The following is a 21,844-nucleotide window of genomic DNA, read 5'->3' as shown; positions in this document are numbered from 1 at the left end:
GTACTAAAATACGATTGTAGAACAAATACTGTTGAAAATCAAAGCGATATTTAATAAGCCTACTCTGTAATACACATTTTTAGGAGGAATGAAATTGACAAAAATTAATAATTTGATTTGTGATTTAGAAACCGGTGTATGCGGTGAAGCTGGTGAGGAAGAAATCGAGGTTATTGATTTTAATCAACCAAAAAAATCGATTAATCTTTATTATGTGACTGATCCTATTTGTTCACATTGTTGGGCAATTGAACCTGTTCTTCGTCGTTTTGTAGAGCAGTATGGAGATTATTTTAACTTTCATACGGTTATGGGTGGTTTGCTGGAAAAATGGCATGACGGACCAATCGATCCTGCAAACGGAATTTATAAACCAGCCGACGTTGCAGGTCACTGGAGAGAAGTTGGAGAATATTCAAGAATGCCAATTGATGGGACTTTAATGATTGATAATCCAGTTCAATCTTCCTACCCACCCTCTCGTGTATTTAAGGTAATTCAAAAAAATCATAATGAGAAAAACGCATATGAATTTTTGCGCCGTGCAAGAGAAGCACTTTTCGCCTTTAATCAAAATATTTCAGATCAATCCGTTATGATTGAAATCGTAAATAAACTTGGTCTTGATGGAGAAGCCATTGTCAATGAAGCTGGACAACCGATCGGACAACAGTTATTGAATGAAGATTTTGGTCTAGCTAGAAGCTTAGGTGTCAGAGGCTTTCCTACCATTATCATGATTAATGAAGAAAATAAAGGCGTAAAAATTGTTGGTGGCCGTCCGTTTGAATACTATATTGACGGATTAAAACAAGTTCTAAATATGGAAGAACTGAAACCAAAACAACAGCCATCCCTTTCTAGCTTGCTTGAAAAAGAAAAACTTCTATTTTCTAAAGAAATTGAAGTAATGTACGATGTTGAACAATCAGATTTTAACTCTTTTATTGAAAAAGAGCTTTCACCAGATCGTTATCAAATGAAGGAAATTCTAGGGGAATCCTATTTTACCACTACAAAATAACAGAGGAGAATAACAATCTTTGCCATCAATTCTAAACTCACTGAGATTACTAAAGGTCCAGTAAAATGAGAAAAGCGGAAGCGCCCTGGTCAGCGGCGTATGGCCTGGAGCGCTCCAACTGAGATAAAGGAAACACGAAGAGCCGGAGGCGATTCGATGTTGACTTATCGTAGGGCGGAGAGCGAAGGACACTAGCCGCTAGGGCGTTGGAGCTAGACAATTCTCTAAGCCAAAACTTATAGATTCTTATATTATAAAAAAACTGTAAAACTTTATGATTAAAGGCTTACAATTTTGATTTCATCACGATGTTATGGTCAACCAGATATTTCTGGCTGACCTTTTTTAATGGTTTTAGTTTTATGAGTATCCCCATAACTAAAGCTAGGGGTTTTACGCTGCTTTTTGATAAGGATGACCTTCATTCAAGGAAGGAAAATCCAACTTAAGTGTGGAATGGATTATTAAATACGTATGAGTTATGATCGTCTACTTGATCCTTTATTAAAAAATCCATTGGGTGGGGAAAATGAAAAATAAACTTTTATACATTGAAGACGATAAGGAAATCGGTACTTGGGTCAGCGAAGATTTAACTAGGCGTGGCTATCATGTGATCTGGCTTACCTCGGGGGATGGCGCACTTGATCGAATGGAAGAGATTGACCTTGTAATCCTTGACATTATGCTTCCTGGATTGGATGGATTCTCCATCGGCCAGCGGCTAAAAAAAGAATATCCTGTGACACCGATTCTAATGCTTTCTGCTAGAACCTCTATTGACGATAAATTGCAAGGCCTTCATTTTGCCGACGATTATGTGACGAAACCATTTCATCCTGAGGAGTTGGCGGCACGTGTGGAAGTGCTGTTAAGACGGTTTGGAAAGATTTCGCCACCACTTATTCAACTTTCACATCTTAGCATATATTTAGATCAAAACCGTATTATCGATACAAGATCGAATAATGAAATCGTCCTAACGGCAAAACAATTTCAAATTTTCACTTATTTGCTTCGTCATCCAAACAAAATTCTGACAAAAGAACAAATCTACGAAGCGGTATGGGAAAATCCCTATATAGCGGGGGATAAAACGTTGATGGTACATATTCGCCATTTACGCGAAAAAATAGAGGGAAATCCGAGCCAGCCGCAAATTATTGAAACAATCCGGGGAATCGGATATAGGGTGAAGCAATGAGGTTTCGACATTCTCTGTTGGCGAAATATTTACTGATCATTATAGTAGCACTTATCTTATGGCCTTTTGTTTTACCTGCCTATTTCATACCGTCCTATCTTCTGGACTCGGATCTTCAACAGAAAGCTCAGTATATTGATACGAACAAATTAAAGAAAATGTGGCATCATGAAGCGGCAAAATTGGATGGAGCCACTCCAGAACAGGTAGATAAGAAGCTTCACACATTAAAAGAACAATATCCGCTCGCTTCGATGTTCTGGGTGGACGGAGCGGGCAAAACCAAACTGGTACTTTCCGAACAAAAGAATATTCCGGCTCAATGGACCTTAGAGAACAGTATTGAGTTTATGAATCAAAGTGATGGGGATCCCATTACCTTTGTGTCTTATATTGGCGGAGACCAGAGCAACGGATTTATGGTTTTCCAAATACCACCCTCAGTTACAAAACTTCCGACCCTTTCCTTTATAGATGACAAGTTCTTGGCGATATATGCTTTTATCGTATTTGGTCTCTTTCTATTTGTCTCTTGGTTATTTTTCTTCAAGATACGTAAACGGCTCGTTCATCTCCAAACCGCCATGACTGAAACGACGGAAAATGGCATTCCCGAAAAGATCGTTGTCGATAAAAAAGACGAAATAAGTGAATTAGGCAAAGCGTTTAATCATATGATCGATGAACTGACAAAAAGCAGGCAGCATGAACAAGAAGAAGAAGCGCTGCGCAAACAGCTGATTGCCAATATATCTCATGACTTACGAACGCCTCTCACAGCTATCCGTGGGCATGCCTATTCATTACAAAAAGAGCCCATGTCGACCAAAGGGAAAGATTCGCTTCATGTAATTGAAGACAAGGTAGATCTCTTAAGTCATCTGCTTGAAAATCTCCTTTCCTACACGCTATTATCAGCCGGAAAATACAAATTGCAAAGAAAAGAAATAGATATTATTCGCTTCATTCGTGAATCAATGGCGGGATGGTATCCGGTATTTGAGAAAGAGGGCTTTAAAGTAGATGTTCGTCTGCCCGAAAAGGCATTGATCTGGAATATCGATCCCCATTGGTTCATGCGCATCGTAGATAATCTCTTACAAAACGTGATGAGGCACGCCAAATCTGGGCGGTATGTCGGTGTCCGAATTGTAGATTATGACGGGAAAACAGCCATTATGATTGAAGACAGAGGCCCTGGTTTGGATGTATCAACAGACAAAAAAGGGGCCGGCATCGGCCTCTCCATCGTGTCACTAATGCTTCAGGAAATGCAATTAGGATGGAAAATAACAAGTTCAACAAAGGGTACACAAATTTATCTGTACCAAAAATAATAAATGGAACAAGAAAACCACGAATTAAACAAAATTTAAACGAAACCCCACCTTCATTTTAACCTTCGCTGATTAGGATGAAAGTGGGGATTTTGAATTGATAAAATTGAAAGGATGATTACTATTATCGTCGGCGTGGTCGATGTTCCAGTTGTGGGAAAGATTAAAATGAGGAGGATCATGTGAACATGAACGAAAAAACAAACAATGTGAAAGCTCAAACGGAAAGGTTGAATGCCTTTGAACGAATGACGAAGAATGCGGTCTGGCCGACTTACCTCGGTTGCATTTGGGCAGTCATGTATGCCGTTTTCGTCCGATTTTATCAAGCAGCCGGTGGAACTATAGGTATTCCGGGACAATTTGAAGATCCTAAAGCTGTGTACATGGGAAGCTATTTTGCTGGCGTTTTAATCATGACTTGTGGGTTCATTTTAATTGCCCTTGTCAAGCCATGGGGAAGGGTAGTCCCGGCGTGGGTGCCGTTAATTGGCGGAACAAACATCCACCCTCTAATACTATTAATCCCTACCCTTACCTGTACTGCTTATTTAATTGCACATGGAATCAGCGGGATTATTACAAAAATCCTTCTTCTAGCAGACGTAATTACCATTCATTTCACTGGTTGGATTTCACTTGATGTCCAGAGCCTGGCGTTATGGAGTCTTTTGTTTTATGAGCCGTGGTTTGTGATCATGGGCATTTTGTCCGGGTTAACAGCTTCCCATTATGCGCAAGCTTCCGGCATCTCGCTCTTTGCATTTAGACGGAGCATGGTCATCTATCTCATTTCCGTTTTTCTACTAACGGTGTTTTGTGTATTCTATATCATTTTTAAACTCTCATAAAGTGGGTGTATTTCTTCATATGGATTCTAACAATTGATTTCGTTCAAGATGTGGCCGGACCCCCACTGCTACTGCTGTAACGCATAGGGAGCCGGCCTTTTTTTGCCAATAATTCATAAAGCTGGGTAGGAAAAGCAGCAACTCATGATAAGGCACAAGCCTCATCCTTATATTTGTTTTTCTATTATGCAGGTTCAAGTATTGGAGGAACAGCAAGCGGTACGTTCTATAGCCATTTTGGATGGTACGGAGTTGTCTCCATGATTGTCGTTCTGGCGATTATTGCTATCATTGTATCCATTCGTTTAGGGACTGTTGCAACAAGTAAATTACAGGTTCCTGCTTATCAAGGAATGAGGAAAAGCAGTTGAAAAACTATTAGATCAGAAATAGGCAACGGGCTATGGGGCCTGATCCCAGTGCCCCAGTTTCTTCTATTTAAAAAATAACATCATTCATTAAACCTTCTTCAATAGATTTGGTAATAAATTTGAAATTACTGTTAATGGTTCAATTGATTTTTGTGTTAAACAAAGCATAATTCCACCTTCAATAGAAGCATTCATCATGATAGCAATTGAATTAGCAGTTTCTTTCGAAAACCCATCAGCTACTAACTTAGTCGAATAAATCCGTTGCATCTTTAAATATAGGTCCTCACAGGTAGTTCGGACTTGATCACTTAATGATCCCATTTCGCTAACGATGCTGATAAATGTACAACTAGTAATCGTACCTTCACGTTCAAAAATGCCTATTACTTTTTCAATCATCTTCCTTGTGGCTTCTTGAGTAGTTGGATATCGGTTGAAAATATCCTCGATGTCCGAAGTAACCGCATCACTCATGGACTGAAGACAAGCAATGAGTGCTTCTTCTTTTCCATTTGGAAAGTGATGATAAAAAGACCCTTTTGAAATGTTACATTCTTTTAATATTTCGTTTAGTCCTACACCCTTATATCCTTTTTGTTGGAAAAGAGTGGTGGTGATGTCGATTATCATTGATTTTGTATCCATTCTGTAGTTAACCCCCTCAAAACCGACCGGTCTTCCCATTACTCTATCAAAAAGACTTTCCCTATTTCAAGATTTTCCAATATTTAATTACCTGAACGGGGTCGTGTATACGGTTCCTATAATGAGGAAGAACCCGTTTTGGAGTGCCGGAAACGGGTTCTTCCTCATCGATCAAAGGCTTATAAACCTTAATTGCAAGAATAATACCAAATTCCTTTCTTCATTTCCTTTTTAATTTTCCCCTGAAATTCGAGATAATCTAAATAACCAATAACTTCAGACATAATAGTGAAAAACTGCTTTTCATACTTATCCTTATACCGTAATTGGGCAATTCCACTTGTAGTTGTAATTCCGGATTTAATGATGTTTATATATTTATTGGCCTTTTCATCTATCTCTTTTATTCTTTCTTTAAATAAATCAACAGGATTTTCTATGATCCTACCGTGACCTGAAAAAACAAGTTCTGCATTCAATGACAAACATTTCTCTAATGACTGCTTTTGTTGCATAAGGGATTTTGTACGGGTCCCACCAACATCTGGTTCGATGAAGGCACTGCTTGTCATATGTTCAATTAATAAATCGCCTGCAAATAGCCACCTACTCGCTTTATTATAAAAGGCCACCTGGTCTGGAGCATGCCCTGGGATTTCCAAAATATCAATGCCAAGTTGGTTGTCGGTCATTTCTTGGATTTCGCAATGGATCTTTTTATCCTTGCCTAGAATAATAGGATTATTAAAATTTGCTACTTGTTTCTCACCAATTTCCCCACATCCCATCTCTTGGTATAGCTTTCTGAAAAACTCCACCCTCATTTTTATATATTCTGTGTCTCTTTTTAGTATACGTATGGCATAAGGATGGGCGTATACGGGAATGGAATGAGTGGATACAATTCGGTCGACTAAACCCACGTGGTCTGCATGATGATGCGTTAGGTAAATCCCTGTTATATCTGTAAGCGTGTAACCATTATCCTTTAAAGTCTTTTGTAAAGAATTCCAGCACTCATCAGTGTTCAATCCAGCGTCAATTAACGTCAAGGTATTTTCATGTTTAACTAAGAAAAAATTAAAGCTTTTCAATTTGCTAGAGGCCGGAACTAAACACGGAAATACTTCCATATTATATTTTTTAAACAACAAATCCCCCCCTAAAATAAAATAAGAACAACTAGCCCACGTCTTTCTAGAAGAGGCAGGCTAAGTTGTTACTTACTAACGAAAATTATACTGGGAAACCAGTTTTGACATCTTGCCCTAGTGTTGATTGAACTTTAGCTGGTGCTGTTTCTTTGAAGAATAATGAGAATAGGAATGCCAACACAGCCACACCAGCAGCTACAAATAATGGTGTTTGAATACCATAAATGTCTGCTAAAGCACCATTCACCATTGGATTTAAGAATCCACCGATTAACTCACCAATACCGATTGTTAAACCGATTGCAAGACCTGAGTATTGTAATGGAACAGACTCAACTGGAATAACTGACATTGACATGCCAATTACACCTGAACCTGCAGAACCAATGAATAAAAGTAGCATCATTAATGGAATTGAATCCACGAAAACGATTGCAAGTGGTATGAGAATTAACAACAAGCCAGAAACTAAAGAAGCTGGTTTACGTCCAGTACGCTCTGAAATGGTTGGGATTAAGAAACCGAAGATTGCATATCCAACTCCGAATGAAGCCATTACGAAACTCATTTTTGTTTCAGTTAAACCTTTTGCTTGGACTAGATATGTTGGCCCAAAAATTTGGAATGCCATAAGTGTGGTCATAACTAAACTAAAAACAACAATTGATAACCAAATATTACGGTGCTTAAGAACATCTTTAACTTTAACTTTATCAGTCGATTTTGTAGCATGCATAGCATGGAATTTCACTGGATCTGGATTTTTAACTGATTTGAGGATGACAAAGCTTAAAATAATCCCTGGAATAATCGTTAAATAGAATGCAACATGCCAGTCAAAATTTGTTGCTAATGCAACGATTACTACAGGCGCTAAAATACTCCCGAATAATGCGTTACTTGTGTTCATTGTGAAACCTAAGTTAAATCCTTTACGACGCTCCGAAGATTCCATGGCTAAAATCGATTGTGTTTGCGGAATCATTGGACCTTCTACAATACCCATTAATAGACGTAGGACGAATAACATTGCAAATGATTGTGCTAAACCGTGCGCTAATGAAATAACCGAGAATGCGAGTACTAAAATTGCTAACATTGATTTCTTACTCTTAACTTTATCTGAAATGAATCCACCTAATGGACCAGATACTGACCAAGTTAATGCAAGAGCTGCTCCAAGTAATCCTAATTGCGTGTAGTTTAGTCCTAAATCTACTGAAATCATGGGGAATAGGTAGTTAATCGCTAAACGGTCAAAGAATACGAATCCGATTGTGAAGAAGACGATTACTACTAACTTATTTTCATAAGTCCAAAACTTTTTATTTTTCATTAAATAAAACACCCTTCCTTAAAATCATGTATTGGTATAGCTATTAAAATACGTTGATACCAAGGTGATTTTTAACAACGTTCCGAATATTGAAAATATTTTCCGCAGTCTTGGTCCTATAAATAAGGATTTCATAATAATACGGAAGTGATTGGACGCAATGCTTTGGTTTAGTCGCAATGATCACTTCCGTTGTAAAATACAGTTAACCTATCAAAATGAACACTTCAAGCCCACGTTAACGTAGGGGTTGAAAACGCCTTACTTAGAACTTAGGAAATCCGCTGTTCGTTTATAAATGTCTTTATATTCATCAAGATGAGTGAATTTACCTAAGAAGCCATGAGTAGCACCTTCATATCGTTTTGTTTCAACATGTACACCACATTTTTTTAAGTTCTCCGCAAATAGTTCCCCTTCATCTCGAAATGGATCATATTCTGCTGTGATGACAAGTGCTTCTGGAAGATTTTCTAAATTTTCTTCTCGAATAGGTGAAACCAGCGGATTATCGGTATCAACATTCCCTAATAAATAGAAGGAGTTATGTTCAGCTAACTGATCACTTTCTACGAAATAGCCCTTTCCATTTTCCACTAATGATGGGTAACGAAATTCACTGAAATCAAGGTCTAGGGATGGATAATATAATACTTGCTTCGAAATGGTAAATTCCTTTTTGTCACGGGCCATTAGGGAGATGGCAGCAACTAAGTTACCACCAGAACTATCCCCTGCAACTGCGACTGTTTTCCCATCCCATTTTAATTCATCCTTATGTTCGGTTGCCCATTTTGTCACATTATAGCAATCTACTAATGCAGCAGGAAATGGGTGTTCAGGAGCAAGACGGTAATCAACAGAAATGACTTTATAGCCGGATTCCATGCAAATCGGGCGAACAACTTCATCGTGACTTTCAAGATTTCCAGAGAAGAATGCTCCCCCATGGAAATACATGAGAAGTGGATAGGAATCTGCTTCCTCCGGCGTATAAATTCTTACTGGTATATCAGCTTCAGCAGTCGGAATGGTTCTGTCTTCAACAGAATAAACTTGCACACGTTTTTCAACAGGTAAAATGGGTGCATCAAACATTTTTCTATGTTCTTCTGGAATGATTTTCGGTTTAGTATCAAATTGTGGAATGGAATCCAATATCTTTTTAATCTCGGGATGTACAGGCATCTGTGGGAACCTCCGTATTTTAATCTGTCCCTTATTTGACTAAATAAGGGACGGAATATTCCAACACTAGTTAATATTCTGAAATCTTTTTGAATAATTCGATAAATCCTATTTGGTTTTCCTTTAAATCACTTTACTCAGGAGTCTTTTCAAAGAATTCTTTTTCAGGGAAAAATGTTTCTTCCTTGTCATTATGGAACTGACGGGATAAGTTTTGAAATAAATGACACACTGGTTTTCTTAAAGTCTCATACTTTTCCAAAGCTTCTGCAACGGAATCGGCTTCTAGTAAACATTCAACCAATATCCCGGCATCTTGAATGGCCATATTGGCCCCTTGGCCTTGGTTATGAAGCATTGAATGGGCGGCATCACCAAGCAAAGTGATGCAATTATTGCTCCACTGGTGAACTGGATCAATATCGTATAGTGCGCGGATATCCCAGTAATCTATATTTTCTGCAATCTTCTGGAGGTCAGGATGAAAGTTCTTTATTTGATTGAGCATGTCTTCTTTCGGTACATTTGGTCTCCCAGTTGGGTCATGGTGTGGTACGGTAATATCCACTGACACTTGTTTCCGATATTTTAAAGGCAGCAAATAGATATTGACTTTATCATCCGCGAAAATTCGGAGCGTGTCTTCAGTACCTAAACCATATGTTTCATCATCATTCACTAGAGCACGATAGGCATGATAACCGTGGAAAACTGGCGCCGCTTGACTGAAAAATAGTTGACGGGTAAGGGAACGGATCCCATCTGCAGCAATGACCAGATCGGCTTCCACTTTGACACCGTTTTCAAATTCGATTTCAGCATAATCACCATGACGAACGATTGATTTGCATTTGTGCTGCAAATGAATGAACTCAGATGGTATTGCATTAATCAACGTGTCGAGGCAGTCTGCACGATGAATCAATCTCGCCCATTTTTCATCCGGATCATCTGTTAAAGCAGGCCATTGTTCCTTAAGTAACACATCCCCTTTATCTGAAAGGATTTCTATTAAAACACTCTTATGGGTTACTCTTTCAATTTCCTCAAGAAGCCCCCATTTCTTGAAATAACGGATGGATGGCGGACGCAAACCGATCCCAGCACCTACCTCTTTTATAGCTGAAGCTTGCTCATAGACGTTGACATTAAATCCCGCATGCCGTAAAGCCACCGCTGCTGATGCCCCGCCAATTCCGCCACCGGTAATAGCAATTCTTACATCTGACTTTGATTTCATAAATATTTCCCTCCTAAGCTATTAATTTAATTAACTGATAAAAGATGCCTCCAAATATTTGGTTTCCATTTATCAAAGCAAACCCTATAGCAGTTGTCTCCATTATTAATGGAGGTAAATTTAATCGCTTTCATATTTGAATTGCAAAGACTCAACGATTCGCCGTGAAAGAGAACTTATACTCATCGGCTCTATGGACAGCCCTTCTCCAACCTATGAGGCGATCATTACGCGTGTATAACTTTGTCTCTATTACAAGAACAGGGTCCTCGTTTTTGATACCTAGAAGCTCTGCCTCCTCACGGTTTGCACCTGACGCATAAATCTGGTGATCACCTCGAGAAATAACAATGCCTTGTTCGCTTCCAAGGAGAAGGAAAACACTGTCCACCTTCTCTAGCTCCCGTTTATTCGGATGGAAATCCTCCGAAACGGATAGATAGGACTGCGCCCATACAAGTGGTTTCTCTTCAAGCAGAATTAAACGTGATATTTTTAAGACCTGATCACTCGGCTCAAGACCAAGAATTGCGCAAAGATTCTCTGTGGGTAACACACGGTCTGTATCTACTATTTTCGAAGTGCAATCTAACCCTTGATCGCGAAGGAAGCCAACTAGTCCTCCTAACTCTAACCCCGGAGGCCTTACAGGGAGTTCCTGAACGGGGAAGGTACCCTTCGCCCGCTCTCGATAAACGTAACCCTCGTCGGCAAGCTCCTTCAGAGCCTGGCGAACAGGTGCCCGACTCACGTGGAAGCGCTGGACAAGCTCCTGCTCCGTGCTGAAAGGTCGGCCATTCTCGCCATCAGCAGTCTGTAGCTCCTCAATCAAGATAGCCTTGATCTGTTTATAAAGAGGAACTGAGGAACTGCGATCAATTTTTGGCTTTTGGGTGTACCCAATCATTGTTGAACTCCGATTGTCTTTGATTCTTTATCGGCATACTTAATTGGTGCAGCAGTACATTTCTGCAGGTACTCAAAAGTAACGCCCGGTGCGAGTTCTTGGACAACGAGGCCATTATCTGTCACATCGATTATTGCAAGGTCTGTATAAATGCGATCCACACAGCGAGGAGCAGTCAGTGGATACGAACATTCCTCAACGATTTTCGGCGTTCCCTTACTCGTATGCTGCATACAGAGGAAGACACGTTTACTGCTAGCTGTTAAGTCCATCGCACCGCCAACACGCCCAAGAGGTGAGTTCGGAAGTTTCCAGCTTGCAAGATCCCCATACTGTGAAACTTGGAATGCACCAAGAATGGTTACATCAAGATGACCACCGCGAATCATAGCAAATGAATCTGCTTGTGAGAAGAAACAACCACCCGGCTCGATTGTGATAGGTTCTTTCCCGGCATTCACAAGGTCCGGATCTTCTTCACCCGGTGCTGGTTTTGGGCCTAGACCAAGGAGACCGTTTTCGCTATGGAGAATAATTTCCCGGTCTTCAGGAATGAAATCCGCTACAAGTGTCGGTAAACCAATACCAAGGTTGACGAACCAACCATCATTAAGATCGAGCGCAACACGAGCTGCTAATTCACGTTTTGACCAGCCAATCGCTTGTTCTTTACTCATTTACTAACACCTTCCCTTCTTGCCCCTGCTCTACCAGGACTAAACGATGTACGTAAATGCTTGGAGTGATAATGTTTTCTGGATCCAGCCCGCCGACTTCTACGATTTCACTTACTTCAGCAATCGTTACAGTTGCCGCTGTCGCCATTACAGGGTTAAAGTTACGCTGTGTTTTGCGGTAAACAATATTCCCCCAACGGTCTGCCAGGTGTGCTTTAATAAATGCATAATCGCCTGTAATAGCATGTTCTAACACGTGAACACGGCCATTGAACTCTCGCGTTTCTTTCCCTTCGCCAAGCTCCGTGCCAACTGCTGTCGGTGTATAAAAGGCTGGAACACCCGCTCCACCTGCACGTATACGCTCCGCTAATGTACCTTGAGGAGAGATTTCTAGCTCAATCGTACCTTTTTGGAGCCGCTCAATTAAATCATTTTCATGTGGACCAACTGGGAAAGAGCAGATGATTTTTTTTACTTGGTTGTTACTAATCAAAGCTGCTACACCATCACTAACGGCGCCAATATTGTTCGATACAACCGTTAGGTCCTTCGCGCCTTGTTCTACAAGGGCCGCAACGAGATGTGACGGTAATCCGCTTCCCCCAAATCCGCCAACAAGTAACGTTGCCCCGTCCTTCATGTCAGCAACTGCTTCTGCAGCACTTTCAAACTTCTTTTGGATCATGTAGAGTCTCCTCCTTTCATTTATTACGAGTATTAATTAATTCTTCTTTATAGCCATGTATTGTCACAAAAAATGCACAAGGCAAATGGCGTGGATCGCCTGTATACCCAATTTCTTCTGCAACCCTGCCAAATGGTCCGTACAGTTCATGTTGTTCAATAGCAAGTTCATTTGTTAAATGGTGCAGCGCGACATCACGTAATTTCGCATCCATATCAAGACTCGCTTGTAACACTGCTGCTACTTGCTCACCTTCAATTTGTGCACTTTGCATTTCGCCATTGATATTGCGGAATGGGTGACCTAGGTATAATCGTCGAGGACGAACTTCTTCTAATAAACGTTGTACACTTTTACGATAGTACACTGGGTTTTCAATCGTTGGTAAGCCACTTGCGCCGCCATACATTTGAACTGCATCCGCCGCAAATGCCCAATTTAATCCATTTAATAGAAAGGTAACAGAACCGATTGAATGACCTGGAGTTTCAATTACTTTAAGTGTAATATCTCCTCCAAGATTGATAGAATCACCATCAACAACTTCCAAGTTCGGTTCAATATTGCCACCAATATCTGTTGTTAACATTGTAATATGTTTTTCTTGTATTGCTGGATCAGTGATGTATTTACCTTGTAGTGCCATATAATCAGCAATATGTTCATTGCGATCACGCAATAGTCGAGCTTCTTTTTTGGGAATGACCACTTTTGCACGTCGCCCTGTTTTTTCCCATACTTCATAAGCACCACCGAGATGATCTACATGACCATGAGTCAGTAAAATCCAACGAATATCTTCCATTCGGATACCGTGTTCAGCTAAAGTTGGCTCAATGTCTTGCCTTGCCGAGACATTCACACCGGTATCGATGAGAGCTGGTTCTGGCGCATCCACATAATAGGCAAATGCAGAAATTGGACCAAATTTACACTCAATTGGTATAACACGTACTGAATTTGTCATCTTGTTCATTCCTCTGCTCTAATTTGTTACGTCAAATTCTTTAGGAATGACTGGTAATACTAAACGGGATTGGTGTTTTGCATCACGATAGATTTTGTGTGTTGTGGCACGACCGCTTGGTAAGTGATAGCTATCTGGAGGCAGTAATTTTGCATCTTCTCCATCAAGTGGTTCGTTACATGCAAGATCTAATTCAATACGATGTCCTGGTTTAATTAAGAATGAGAATGGGTATAAGCGAATTGCATACTCATTAATTTCACCAGGTGTTACTGGTACCGCACGATTATGTGGGTGCCATGGCTCACCATATGTTGATTTTTCTTCATTTAATTCACGATGAGATGCTTTTAAATAACCGGATGTCATTAATGTACGTTTGCCGCTTGGATCTACATCATAAAGCTTGGCAATGAAGTTTGTATCATCTGTATCGATTTCTGCATGAATATATAGCGCCCCTGTACCTGTCATCTCTACAGGCTCTTGGAATTTATCACTAGTCCATTTAATCTTTTCTGATGTTGTTGTTACAGTTAATGGTGCTTGATAGAAGCCATCTGGATGTGCATATTCAGATGTTAATGGCTCGCACTTTTCGCTCATTTTGTGCCGCGGACGCAAGTAGAACTCTTTCTTTTCTTCATATGGCAATGGCCAGTGATCTTCTTTACGCCATTTGTAAGAACCTTCTACAGAAAATTGCACTGTTGGTTCATCCATAATGCCATTGTCGATGCCTTTTAACCAATAATCATACCAGCGGAACATTTCGTCATGACTTTCATGGAATGGACGCTCTAACATTGGCGGCAGCGCTTGGATATCAAGCTTTTTAATGCCTGATACTTTGTGGAAGCATTCGATTGTACCTTCAACGTTCCAACCGCGGCCCCATTTTGCTTGGAAGTACGTTGGAATGTTAACTTTATTCGCCACTTCTATAGCGCTTTTTTCTTTCCAGAATGGGCCATCAAGTGGATTTAATAGGTAATCCATCCATAATTCGTGACGGTCTTGATAATGTAAAAGGTGAACGAAATCTGACCAATGTGCGATATCTGGATCGTTTAAGCGTTCTTGCGTTTTTTGTTTAAGCTCTTCTGGTGTGAATACTTTCGAGCTCTTACTTGCTACGTTATTGAAGGCGTTACCGCTATCGCCTCCACGCCCTTCACGAGAGGCACGGGGCATTAACCACATGATCCCTCCGTGATAACAAAGTTCATAAAGATCGAAGTGACCACCGTTCGCAAAGATTGCTTTTAAGTGTGGCGGCTGCTCCGCTGCACCTAAAATTTGAACAGATGCAAAGTAGGAAATGCCGATCATACCGATGTTGTCATCGCACCAATCTTGTTCTGCCATCCATTCAACGATGTCGTAGATATCTTTACCGTCGCCATGACCACCTGAATTGTAGTTACCGCACATTTCACCTTCTGAGTGACCTGTACCACGAACGTCAGCGATAATATGCGCGTAGCCATGTTCGACCACAGCATGGATATCGCCTGCCTCGATTGCACCGTTCCAAAGATGGCTTGGACGTGCTTGTGGTGGTAATGTTAGCGCTTGTGCTTGCAGTTCCTTTCCATACGGACTAAGAGCAAGTAATGCTGGTACTTTGGCTGCTCCATCAGGAAGGTAGATATCTGCAGCGATATGCACCCCATCACGCATGGGAATCCGTACGTTCTTTTTGATTATCATTTCAATCCGCTCCTCTTCTCAGGCCTTCTAACCCTCGACAGGTGTGAAGCAAGGTATAAAAGGACCTTGATTATCTTGATCGCCGCTTTGCTTAAATACCACTTTTACTCTTTGATTGATGTGCACCGTATCTAAATCGCAATCGACGATATTAGTCATCATTTTCGGACCTTCATCAAGCGCGACGAAGGCGATAGCATATGGGACACCTCGCCGCATCACACTATAGGTGTAAATACTGCCAGTGCCTTTCGCTTCCATCCATTTCGTCTTATCGCTCATACAAAACGGACATAGCACACGTGGGTAATAATGATACTCACCACAGGCATCGCACTGCTTGATCAGCAGCTTTCCTTCTGCAGCGGCATCCCAATATTCCTTATGTTCCGGATGAATGTCAGGGATTGTCATCAATCTATCTTGATAGTAGGTAGTTCCCATTCTTTACACCCTCTCCATAATAAGTGTGCTACTTCCGTGACGGCTTGCCAGCCCGCCGCCAGTACCGTGAGCTAACGCAATGTCACAATTTTCAACCTGTACTTTTGGGTGTGCCTCACCACGCAGCTGACGAACAGCCTCGATTACTTTTACGATGCCGCCTCGACTTGCTGGGTGATTGTTATTCAACCCGCCCCCATCCGTATTGATTGGAAGCTTGCCAATCCCTGAAATCAGGTTCCCATCAGCGACGAATTTTCCACCCTCGCCTTTTTTACAAAAACCTAAGTCTTCAAGCTGCATTAACACCGTAATGGTGAAGCTATCATAAACGGAAGCATATTTAATATCTTGAGGTGTAGTCCCTGCCTCCTCAAAGGCTTTAGGTCCTGACCAAACAGCTCCTGTATACGTAAGGTCTGTTTTTCCACCTAGTAATCCTTTAGGTGCCTCGCCCGCTCCCATCACTCGGACAAGTGGACGTTTCAAACTTTTAGCAATCTCAGGTCTTACGACAACTAAAGCTCCGCCACCGTCGCTTACGACACAGCAATCCAATTTATGTAATGGATCCGCAATCATTGGAGATGAAAGGACATCTTCAACTGTCACTACATCACGTAACATGGCATTTGGATTGTATTGTGCATGAGTTGATGCCGCTACTTTAACCCAGGCCAATTGTTCACTCGTCGTGCCGTATTCATGCATATGACGCATCGCTGCCATCGCGTATTCATTCACAGCAGTTGGCCCAAAAGGAAGTTCAAACGGTGTATCCGGAACATTTGCACCAACTTGTTTTTGTTTAACGCCACTTCTACCTTCTGAGCGCGGACGACCTGCCATTGTAATTAACGCGACATTACATTTTCCCGCTGCGATCGCCTGTGCAGCATGTGAAACATGGGCAATGTACGATGAACCGCCAGTGTCTGTACCATCCATATGACGTACATTGAGGCCTAAATAATCAACCATAGACAGCACACCACCCGGCGCGTCACCGGCACAAAAATACCCGTCCACATCGGAGAAAGTTAGTCCTGCATCTTCTAATGCACCTTTCGCACATTCAGCATGTAAAGCGGCAACCGATTTATCCTGAGCCTTACGCGTTGGATGCTCGAACGCCCCTGCAATATAGGCCATTCCTTTAATGCTCATTTCCTAATCCCCCCGCTAATGTTGTTCAACCATTTTTGAAATCACATCACGTCACTTTTCACGGAACAAGGTTATCACTTTAAGAAGTGGGTCGGCTTCTAGAATCAGAAGCCGACCGACATGGCACTTCTAATTCCTTTTTAGTAACGCTTCCGTTTTTTCGAATGATTCGAATGAATGGGGCTCTTGCATCGTTAAGATTTTCGCAGGATTGTGTATTAAAAGTTGTTCAAATACTTCTTCACCAACACCCGCTTTACGAAGATCCGGTAAGAATTCTTCAAACAAGTAATTTACTGAGTGTCCTTTTAATCCTGGCCAGCCAAGAGCACAGCAGTTGGCATCAGCTGAAATAAGTGCACGGTCAACATAACCTTTATCTAGGAAACGAAGGAAATGTTCAACACGATCTTGACGAGGACGTGACCAATATGGTGCACCTTCCATCTCACTGTCATAGCCGATTGTATCGAAGCCTACCCATCCACCTAGATTCGCAATCAAATTGTCACGTTCTTCATCGAGATATCCACCATCATCTGCATGACCCATTAGCACCCGATTAAGTGATAAGCCCTCTTCATCAAAGATGGCAATGGCCGTTTCAGCATCTACACATAAATGTGTAATAATTGGAGCTCCTGTCTTTAACGCTGCTCGTGCAGCTGCACGATAAATGCGTTTATCAAGTTCGCTTAGCTTACCGCCGCGACTTACACCTACTTTGATAGCACCTGCCTTTGCGCCTGTACCGTCAATACCAACCGTAATTTCATGGATGAATAAATCCGTAAGATACTCGACTGATTGGTTACGAAAATATGGCAGCGCTGAGTCTCCTGCTACAAAGCCTGTAACAGCAACAATATTTACACCTGTTCTACGTGAAAGGACCTGGAAATATTCAACATCGCGGCCATTTCCGATCCCTGTACAGTCTACGAATGTTTTACCGCCATGTTCACGGAAGCGACGCAACTTTTGGATTGTCACGTCAAACGCTTCTTCAGGTTTTTTCCACCATTGAGTATCTAAATCACATCCCGGCAGACCGAAACCAATATGTTCGTGCATGGCTGTGATCCCTAAATCTTCTGTCGCGATTGGACCTAAAACCGTATTTACCTTACCCATCTATTTATTCACTCCTCACCTTTACTTTTGTTCTGCTCCTACAACTGGTTCCTTTTCTGTAGCCTTTGCCGCAGCAACAGTAAGTACGCGTTGTGGGTTTTCTTCTATTAAAGCGCTAACCTGTTCATCCGTCACGCCTGCTTTACGTAACATTGGGACGAATGTTGTCAGTAAGTAATCGAATTCAAGATCTTTTGCCTTATGACCTTTTGCAACACCAACCGCATTCGTTGAAATCAATACACGATCACCAAGACCTTCTTCGAATAACTCTGCAATTAATTGCGCACGTTCCACATCGCTTACGTAACCTTCGTGTGTAGACCAACCAACATGATCTAATGCAACATAAGCACCACGACGCGCAACAGCAAATGCTTCTTTACGGCGGGCAGCATCTAGACGGTCAAGTCCGCCAATGATGACACGGTTTGGTTCAATTCCTTCACCTAATAAAATGTCAAGATCGCCGGCAGCATCTGCACCGTATTGTACGGATACAGGTACTCCTGTTGCGAGAGCTGCTTGTGCAGAACCACGGAAAAGACTCGTTTCTTTTTCTGAAATACCGCTTTGGCTTGCGATTGACGTTACTAATCCTGCTAGTCCTGAACGTTCAATACGTGGCACAACGATTCCTTCTGTGACCTCTTTTGCAAACAAATCAGCAAATTGTTCTGCTGACCATGGTGTAGGAGGATTTTTTTGTGGTGTAAGAAAGTACCCGCTTAACATCGGCTCTGGCCCTAAACCTGTGGACGCGACGATATGTACACCTGTTGTTTTAGAAAGCGTTTCGTAAAGTTTTACATCACGACCATGGAACATACCGCTACGATCGACAATTGTTTTTCCTCCGACTCTACGAAACTCAGTAAGCTTACGCTTTAAGACTTCGAATATCTTACTCCTGTCCATATCAATTTCAGGCGCATACTCTGCACCTGGCACTACTGAAAGTAGTGATTCATGAATGAGCACAACCCCTAGTTTTTGAGTCGGCACCAGTCCAAGAACAGTACGAACAACGCCTGAACTTTTTCCTTGTAAATGATCTAGCATTGTAAAACCTCCTATCATTTATAGTTCCTCACCTTAAGGGTGTGGAAGTTTGCGATGATTTACTTGAAAAAAAACGCCTAATCAGACCGGTCGGTCCAAAAATAAAATTAATGAACAGACCAGTCGGTCCAATTATGCTAAATAAAAAAATTCTTGCTTGGAGTTACTTGCCTAACCTCACAAGAATGTCATCTTGAAGATGTAATCGCTTTCTATTCTATAAATAGTGACATGAATCACTATTTATTAATTTCATATTATAATATTGTTATACCAAAGTCAAACATTTTTCTGATAATTTAAAATAGAATAATTATTATTTTTTTGATATATTAATATTTATATTTATTTGTTTTCTAATTAAAAAGCTGCCTTCATACTTAGTTTAGAAGACTCGGCTGCAGCTCTATTTTCTTTCTAAACAGAAGTTAATTAAGGCGCTTGTTCAAGTAACATTGTTTTTTGACCAGCCTCCTCTGTCCCAAGAGCAGCAGCCAATCCCCCATTCCACCGCCAATAATTTGACTGTAGGATTTAATGCACTGCAATGCTAATATAGGGATTAAGGTTTATAGGAGGGTTCGATATGGAAGTCATAAAAAAAGGAACAACCATCCAATCGTTACAAATTGGGATGGGTATTATAGAATCAATCGCGAAACAGGGCAGGCCGTTAAAGTTTTCTGATATTCAAGAACTAACACAGATTACAAAAAGTAATCTTTATAAATATTTAAATACCTTCACACAATTAGGAATTTTGTATCGTAACAAGGATACAGGAGAATTCGTATTGGGAAGTAAATTGATTGAATATGGGATGGCTGCTGTAGATCAAGAAAATGTTATCGACCGGATTTCACCTTTTCTGTATGAAATTAACGAAAAAAGCTCGAGCACCGTTCTATTTTCTAGCTGGACCCATAATGGTCCAATGATCGTAAAAGAATTTAACAACAATCGGGGGTTTAATATTGGCGCTCATATAGGAACCTTACTTCCTATTCGTTCTGCAACTGGCAAAGTGTTTATGGCCTTTATGGACGGGCAAATTATTCATGATTGGAAGGCAGATGAATTCAAACAAGTTCCGCAAGAATTGGTCAGCCAGCTGGAAGATGAATGCAGAGATGTGATTGAGAAAGGAATTTCCTTTGCAAGGGAACCACTGGTTTCATCAGTGTCCTCCGTATCCTTCCCAGTCTTTAACTATAAGAAAAAACTCCTTGGAGCCGTAACAGTTGCTGGCTTTTCTGAATTTATCCCTCTCAATGAAAATAATGAACTATCTCATTATTTAATCCGAATCAGCAAAGAAATTTCAGGCAGTTTCGGCTATAGATCACAGGTAAAATAACAACGAATAGTAACATAGAATCGGGGAAGTTTCCCCGATTTTTATGTTACTCGACATTTGCAAACCGAAATCTGAAGCTCATTAGAGTGTTTCAGATTCCAGTCGAAATCCTTCCACGACCACATCTTCATCGACCTCTAATAATAGGCACCGTTTTCCCTGGAACGTAATATATTTTACATATTTCAGATCTTTCGGGTTGATCGTTACATCCGCTATCTTCGTATTGATTTTTATCGTTTTCGGGACCACACTGCTTGCTTTGAATTCATGTTTTTCGTCAGCAACGACCGCCTTGAAGGCATGTTCTACTTTGGCCGTTTCGACATTTTCGACCCCGCTAACCGTTAAGATCCGTTCGATATCCCGAGTATCCAACGTAGGGGTTTCACTTTCTTCATTTTCTTTATTCTCCTGTACCAACTTATCGATTTCCTCATATACATTAGAAATGACTTGAGAATCGACCTCGTCTCCAATCACCTCTTTTAAGATGAAATCAAAACAGTCCTTATCTTCCTGGGCCGTAATGATTTCTTCACAATTAAGAACTTTTTCAATAAATCCAAAGTCTGGTTGATTGGCTTTCCCTGCACAATAGAGAATATGGTTCACATCTGCTGCATTATCATTAAAAACCGGGAACAGAAATCCTGACAATGGAGAATCCAAATTAATGATCGGGTCAAAGAAGTTATACGATTTGAATTCTTTCTCGATATAATCAAACGTCAAGGCTTTTTTGGGCTGGTCGGTTTTATTGAGACTACATAGGATAAACGAGTTGGAATAAACTTCGTCATCTCCGCCTTCTTCAGATTCCATATCCCGTTTCCGCGTCGGTTTTCGATATTCTCCCCGGATAAACGTCACTACCGAGTCAAATTCATAAACTGTATGGGCAAACATTTTCGTGACAATTTCCAGCATATACTCTTTCCAATCGTCCGATGTATCTGCCTGCAGCCCTTCAAAGAGGAACATTTGGGTACTGTCTTCCACATCGCGGGTGAATTTCAGCTCAAACAGTTTGGCATCAAGGTGGCCTGTCAGTACCTTTTTAAAGTTTGCCAAAAACAATTCTTGAGCTTCCTGCTCTAACATTTGAAATGGCTGACTGACATGATGGTAAATCTCACCGGATTCTTTCTGAACATAAACATTGAAGATTTCACGTATGTTCAACAGGTGATTATCTAATTTAAATTGCTTGCGGATATTAGCGATATCTTTTTTATTCATTTGTCTCACTCCCTTTCATGATTATACTGTTAAGATAGGAAATTAGGAATACGCTATAGCACCTGCTTTCTGTTACTATTTTTCACATTTTAGCTATAAAAAAATAGACCATTCGTACAAGTTCACTTATCCG

At 40.8% G+C, this 21,844-nt stretch carries 20 protein-coding genes and 1 pseudogene; 6 read left to right on the top strand and 15 right to left on the bottom strand.

Annotated elements, in window-relative coordinates:
* The first annotated feature begins 94 nt into the window (after positions 1-94).
* From ACIQXV_RS14495 to ACIQXV_RS14475, 5 genes and pseudogenes are all read left to right on the top strand, one after another.
* Complete coding sequence (locus ACIQXV_RS14495) at positions 95-1,024, top strand: DsbA family protein (protein ID WP_402959922.1); 930 nt, start codon at positions 95-97, stop codon at positions 1,022-1,024.
* A gap of 529 nt (positions 1,025-1,553) precedes the next feature.
* On the top strand, positions 1,554-2,228 hold the full coding sequence (locus tag ACIQXV_RS14490; RefSeq protein WP_402959921.1) for a response regulator transcription factor: 675 nt from the start codon (positions 1,554-1,556) through the stop codon (positions 2,226-2,228).
* On the top strand, positions 2,225-3,565 hold the full coding sequence (locus ACIQXV_RS14485) for a sensor histidine kinase (protein ID WP_402959920.1): 1,341 nt from the start codon (positions 2,225-2,227) through the stop codon (positions 3,563-3,565). The genes ACIQXV_RS14490 and ACIQXV_RS14485 overlap by 4 nt, the downstream gene beginning before the upstream one ends.
* Before the next feature lie 188 nt (positions 3,566-3,753).
* Positions 3,754-4,416, top strand: coding sequence for a DUF3995 domain-containing protein (locus ACIQXV_RS14480; RefSeq protein ID WP_402959919.1), 663 nt, complete (start codon positions 3,754-3,756; stop codon positions 4,414-4,416).
* Between the two features lie 119 nt (positions 4,417-4,535).
* Positions 4,536-4,787, top strand: a pseudogene (locus ACIQXV_RS14475) (MFS transporter); the annotation flags it as partial.
* An 87-nt stretch (positions 4,788-4,874) separates the two neighbouring features.
* Here ACIQXV_RS14475 and ACIQXV_RS14470 read toward each other — a convergent pair.
* The 14 genes from ACIQXV_RS14470 to ACIQXV_RS14405 form a co-directional block, all read right to left on the bottom strand.
* A complete protein-coding gene (locus tag ACIQXV_RS14470; RefSeq protein WP_402959918.1) occupies positions 4,875-5,435 on the bottom strand; it encodes a TetR/AcrR family transcriptional regulator in 561 nt (186 codons plus the stop codon).
* A gap of 188 nt (positions 5,436-5,623) precedes the next feature.
* The gene (locus ACIQXV_RS14465) at positions 5,624-6,586 is read right to left on the bottom strand and encodes an MBL fold metallo-hydrolase (protein ID WP_402959917.1); all 963 of its coding nucleotides are present in this window, start codon (positions 6,584-6,586) and stop codon (positions 5,624-5,626) included.
* A gap of 85 nt (positions 6,587-6,671) precedes the next feature.
* Complete coding sequence (locus tag ACIQXV_RS14460; RefSeq protein WP_402959916.1) at positions 6,672-7,925, bottom strand: MFS transporter; 1,254 nt, start codon at positions 7,923-7,925, stop codon at positions 6,672-6,674.
* Positions 7,926-8,186: 261 nt separating this feature from the next.
* Positions 8,187-9,113: an alpha/beta hydrolase gene (locus tag ACIQXV_RS14455; protein WP_402959915.1), complete on the bottom strand. Its 927-nt coding sequence runs from the start codon at positions 9,111-9,113 to the stop codon at positions 8,187-8,189.
* Positions 9,114-9,246: 133 nt separating this feature from the next.
* Positions 9,247-10,353, bottom strand: a complete 1,107-nt coding sequence (locus tag ACIQXV_RS14450) for an FAD-dependent oxidoreductase (RefSeq protein WP_402959914.1) — start codon at positions 10,351-10,353, stop codon at positions 9,247-9,249.
* Positions 10,354-10,504: 151 nt separating this feature from the next.
* A complete protein-coding gene (locus ACIQXV_RS14445; protein ID WP_402959913.1) occupies positions 10,505-11,260 on the bottom strand; it encodes a GntR family transcriptional regulator in 756 nt (251 codons plus the stop codon).
* A complete protein-coding gene (locus ACIQXV_RS14440) occupies positions 11,257-11,937 on the bottom strand; it encodes a 3-oxoacid CoA-transferase subunit B (protein WP_402959912.1) in 681 nt (226 codons plus the stop codon). Before ACIQXV_RS14440 ends, ACIQXV_RS14445 begins: the two co-directional genes overlap by 4 nt.
* A complete protein-coding gene (locus ACIQXV_RS14435; protein ID WP_402959911.1) occupies positions 11,930-12,625 on the bottom strand; it encodes a 3-oxoacid CoA-transferase subunit A in 696 nt (231 codons plus the stop codon). The genes ACIQXV_RS14440 and ACIQXV_RS14435 overlap by 8 nt, the downstream gene beginning before the upstream one ends.
* Positions 12,626-12,641: 16 nt before the next feature.
* The gene (locus ACIQXV_RS14430; RefSeq protein ID WP_402959910.1) at positions 12,642-13,592 is read right to left on the bottom strand and encodes an MBL fold metallo-hydrolase; all 951 of its coding nucleotides are present in this window, start codon (positions 13,590-13,592) and stop codon (positions 12,642-12,644) included.
* A gap of 18 nt (positions 13,593-13,610) precedes the next feature.
* A complete protein-coding gene (locus ACIQXV_RS14425; RefSeq protein ID WP_402960039.1) occupies positions 13,611-15,275 on the bottom strand; it encodes a CocE/NonD family hydrolase in 1,665 nt (554 codons plus the stop codon).
* Positions 15,276-15,332: 57 nt separating this feature from the next.
* A complete protein-coding gene (locus ACIQXV_RS14420; protein ID WP_402959909.1) occupies positions 15,333-15,749 on the bottom strand; it encodes a Zn-ribbon domain-containing OB-fold protein in 417 nt (138 codons plus the stop codon).
* A 3-nt stretch (positions 15,750-15,752) separates the two neighbouring features.
* Positions 15,753-16,916, bottom strand: coding sequence for a thiolase domain-containing protein (locus ACIQXV_RS14415; protein WP_402959908.1), 1,164 nt, complete (start codon positions 16,914-16,916; stop codon positions 15,753-15,755).
* A gap of 129 nt (positions 16,917-17,045) precedes the next feature.
* Positions 17,046-18,050, bottom strand: a complete 1,005-nt coding sequence (locus ACIQXV_RS14410) for a phosphotriesterase family protein (RefSeq protein ID WP_402959907.1) — start codon at positions 18,048-18,050, stop codon at positions 17,046-17,048.
* A gap of 21 nt (positions 18,051-18,071) precedes the next feature.
* Positions 18,072-19,112, bottom strand: coding sequence for a phosphotriesterase family protein (locus tag ACIQXV_RS14405; RefSeq protein WP_402959906.1), 1,041 nt, complete (start codon positions 19,110-19,112; stop codon positions 18,072-18,074).
* A 586-nt stretch (positions 19,113-19,698) separates the two neighbouring features.
* On the opposite strand from ACIQXV_RS14405, the gene ACIQXV_RS14400 reads away from it, so the two are divergent.
* Entirely contained in the window at positions 19,699-20,469 is a 771-nt protein-coding gene (locus tag ACIQXV_RS14400; protein WP_402959905.1) for an IclR family transcriptional regulator, read from the top strand.
* 81 nt (positions 20,470-20,550) lie between these two features.
* Here ACIQXV_RS14400 and ACIQXV_RS14395 read toward each other — a convergent pair whose 3' ends face one another.
* Positions 20,551-21,711, bottom strand: coding sequence for a DUF4317 domain-containing protein (locus ACIQXV_RS14395; protein WP_402959904.1), 1,161 nt, complete (start codon positions 21,709-21,711; stop codon positions 20,551-20,553).
* Positions 21,712-21,844 lie beyond the last annotated feature (133 nt).

The organism is Neobacillus sp. NPDC097160 (assembly GCF_044762155.1).
Lineage (GTDB): Bacteria > Bacillota > Bacilli > Bacillales > Cytobacillaceae > Neobacillus.
This window is presented reverse-complemented; position numbering and strand designations above follow the sequence as displayed.

Coding starts and splice junctions, on each gene's coding strand:
- ACIQXV_RS14490 (WP_402959921.1), top strand. CDS start 1,554: ATGAAAAATAAACTTTTATACATTGAAGACGATAAGGAAATCGGTACT.
- ACIQXV_RS14485 (WP_402959920.1), top strand. CDS start 2,225: ATGAGGTTTCGACATTCTCTGTTGGCGAAATATTTACTGATCATTATA.
- ACIQXV_RS14480 (WP_402959919.1), top strand. CDS start 3,754: ATGAACGAAAAAACAAACAATGTGAAAGCTCAAACGGAAAGGTTGAAT.
- ACIQXV_RS14470 (WP_402959918.1), bottom strand. CDS start 5,435: ATGGATACAAAATCAATGATAATCGACATCACCACCACTCTTTTCCAA.
- ACIQXV_RS14460 (WP_402959916.1), bottom strand. CDS start 7,925: ATGAAAAATAAAAAGTTTTGGACTTATGAAAATAAGTTAGTAGTAATC.
- ACIQXV_RS14455 (WP_402959915.1), bottom strand. CDS start 9,113: ATGCCTGTACATCCCGAGATTAAAAAGATATTGGATTCCATTCCACAA.
- ACIQXV_RS14450 (WP_402959914.1), bottom strand. CDS start 10,353: ATGAAATCAAAGTCAGATGTAAGAATTGCTATTACCGGTGGCGGAATT.
- ACIQXV_RS14445 (WP_402959913.1), bottom strand. CDS start 11,260: ATGATTGGGTACACCCAAAAGCCAAAAATTGATCGCAGTTCCTCAGTT.
- ACIQXV_RS14440 (WP_402959912.1), bottom strand. CDS start 11,937: ATGAGTAAAGAACAAGCGATTGGCTGGTCAAAACGTGAATTAGCAGCT.
- ACIQXV_RS14435 (WP_402959911.1), bottom strand. CDS start 12,625: ATGATCCAAAAGAAGTTTGAAAGTGCTGCAGAAGCAGTTGCTGACATG.
- ACIQXV_RS14430 (WP_402959910.1), bottom strand. CDS start 13,592: ATGACAAATTCAGTACGTGTTATACCAATTGAGTGTAAATTTGGTCCA.
- ACIQXV_RS14425 (WP_402960039.1), bottom strand. CDS start 15,275: ATGCGTGATGGGGTGCATATCGCTGCAGATATCTACCTTCCTGATGGA.
- ACIQXV_RS14420 (WP_402959909.1), bottom strand. CDS start 15,749: ATGGGAACTACCTACTATCAAGATAGATTGATGACAATCCCTGACATT.
- ACIQXV_RS14415 (WP_402959908.1), bottom strand. CDS start 16,916: ATGAGCATTAAAGGAATGGCCTATATTGCAGGGGCGTTCGAGCATCCA.
- ACIQXV_RS14410 (WP_402959907.1), bottom strand. CDS start 18,050: ATGGGTAAGGTAAATACGGTTTTAGGTCCAATCGCGACAGAAGATTTA.
- ACIQXV_RS14405 (WP_402959906.1), bottom strand. CDS start 19,112: ATGCTAGATCATTTACAAGGAAAAAGTTCAGGCGTTGTTCGTACTGTT.
- ACIQXV_RS14400 (WP_402959905.1), top strand. CDS start 19,699: ATGGAAGTCATAAAAAAAGGAACAACCATCCAATCGTTACAAATTGGG.
- ACIQXV_RS14395 (WP_402959904.1), bottom strand. CDS start 21,711: ATGAATAAAAAAGATATCGCTAATATCCGCAAGCAATTTAAATTAGAT.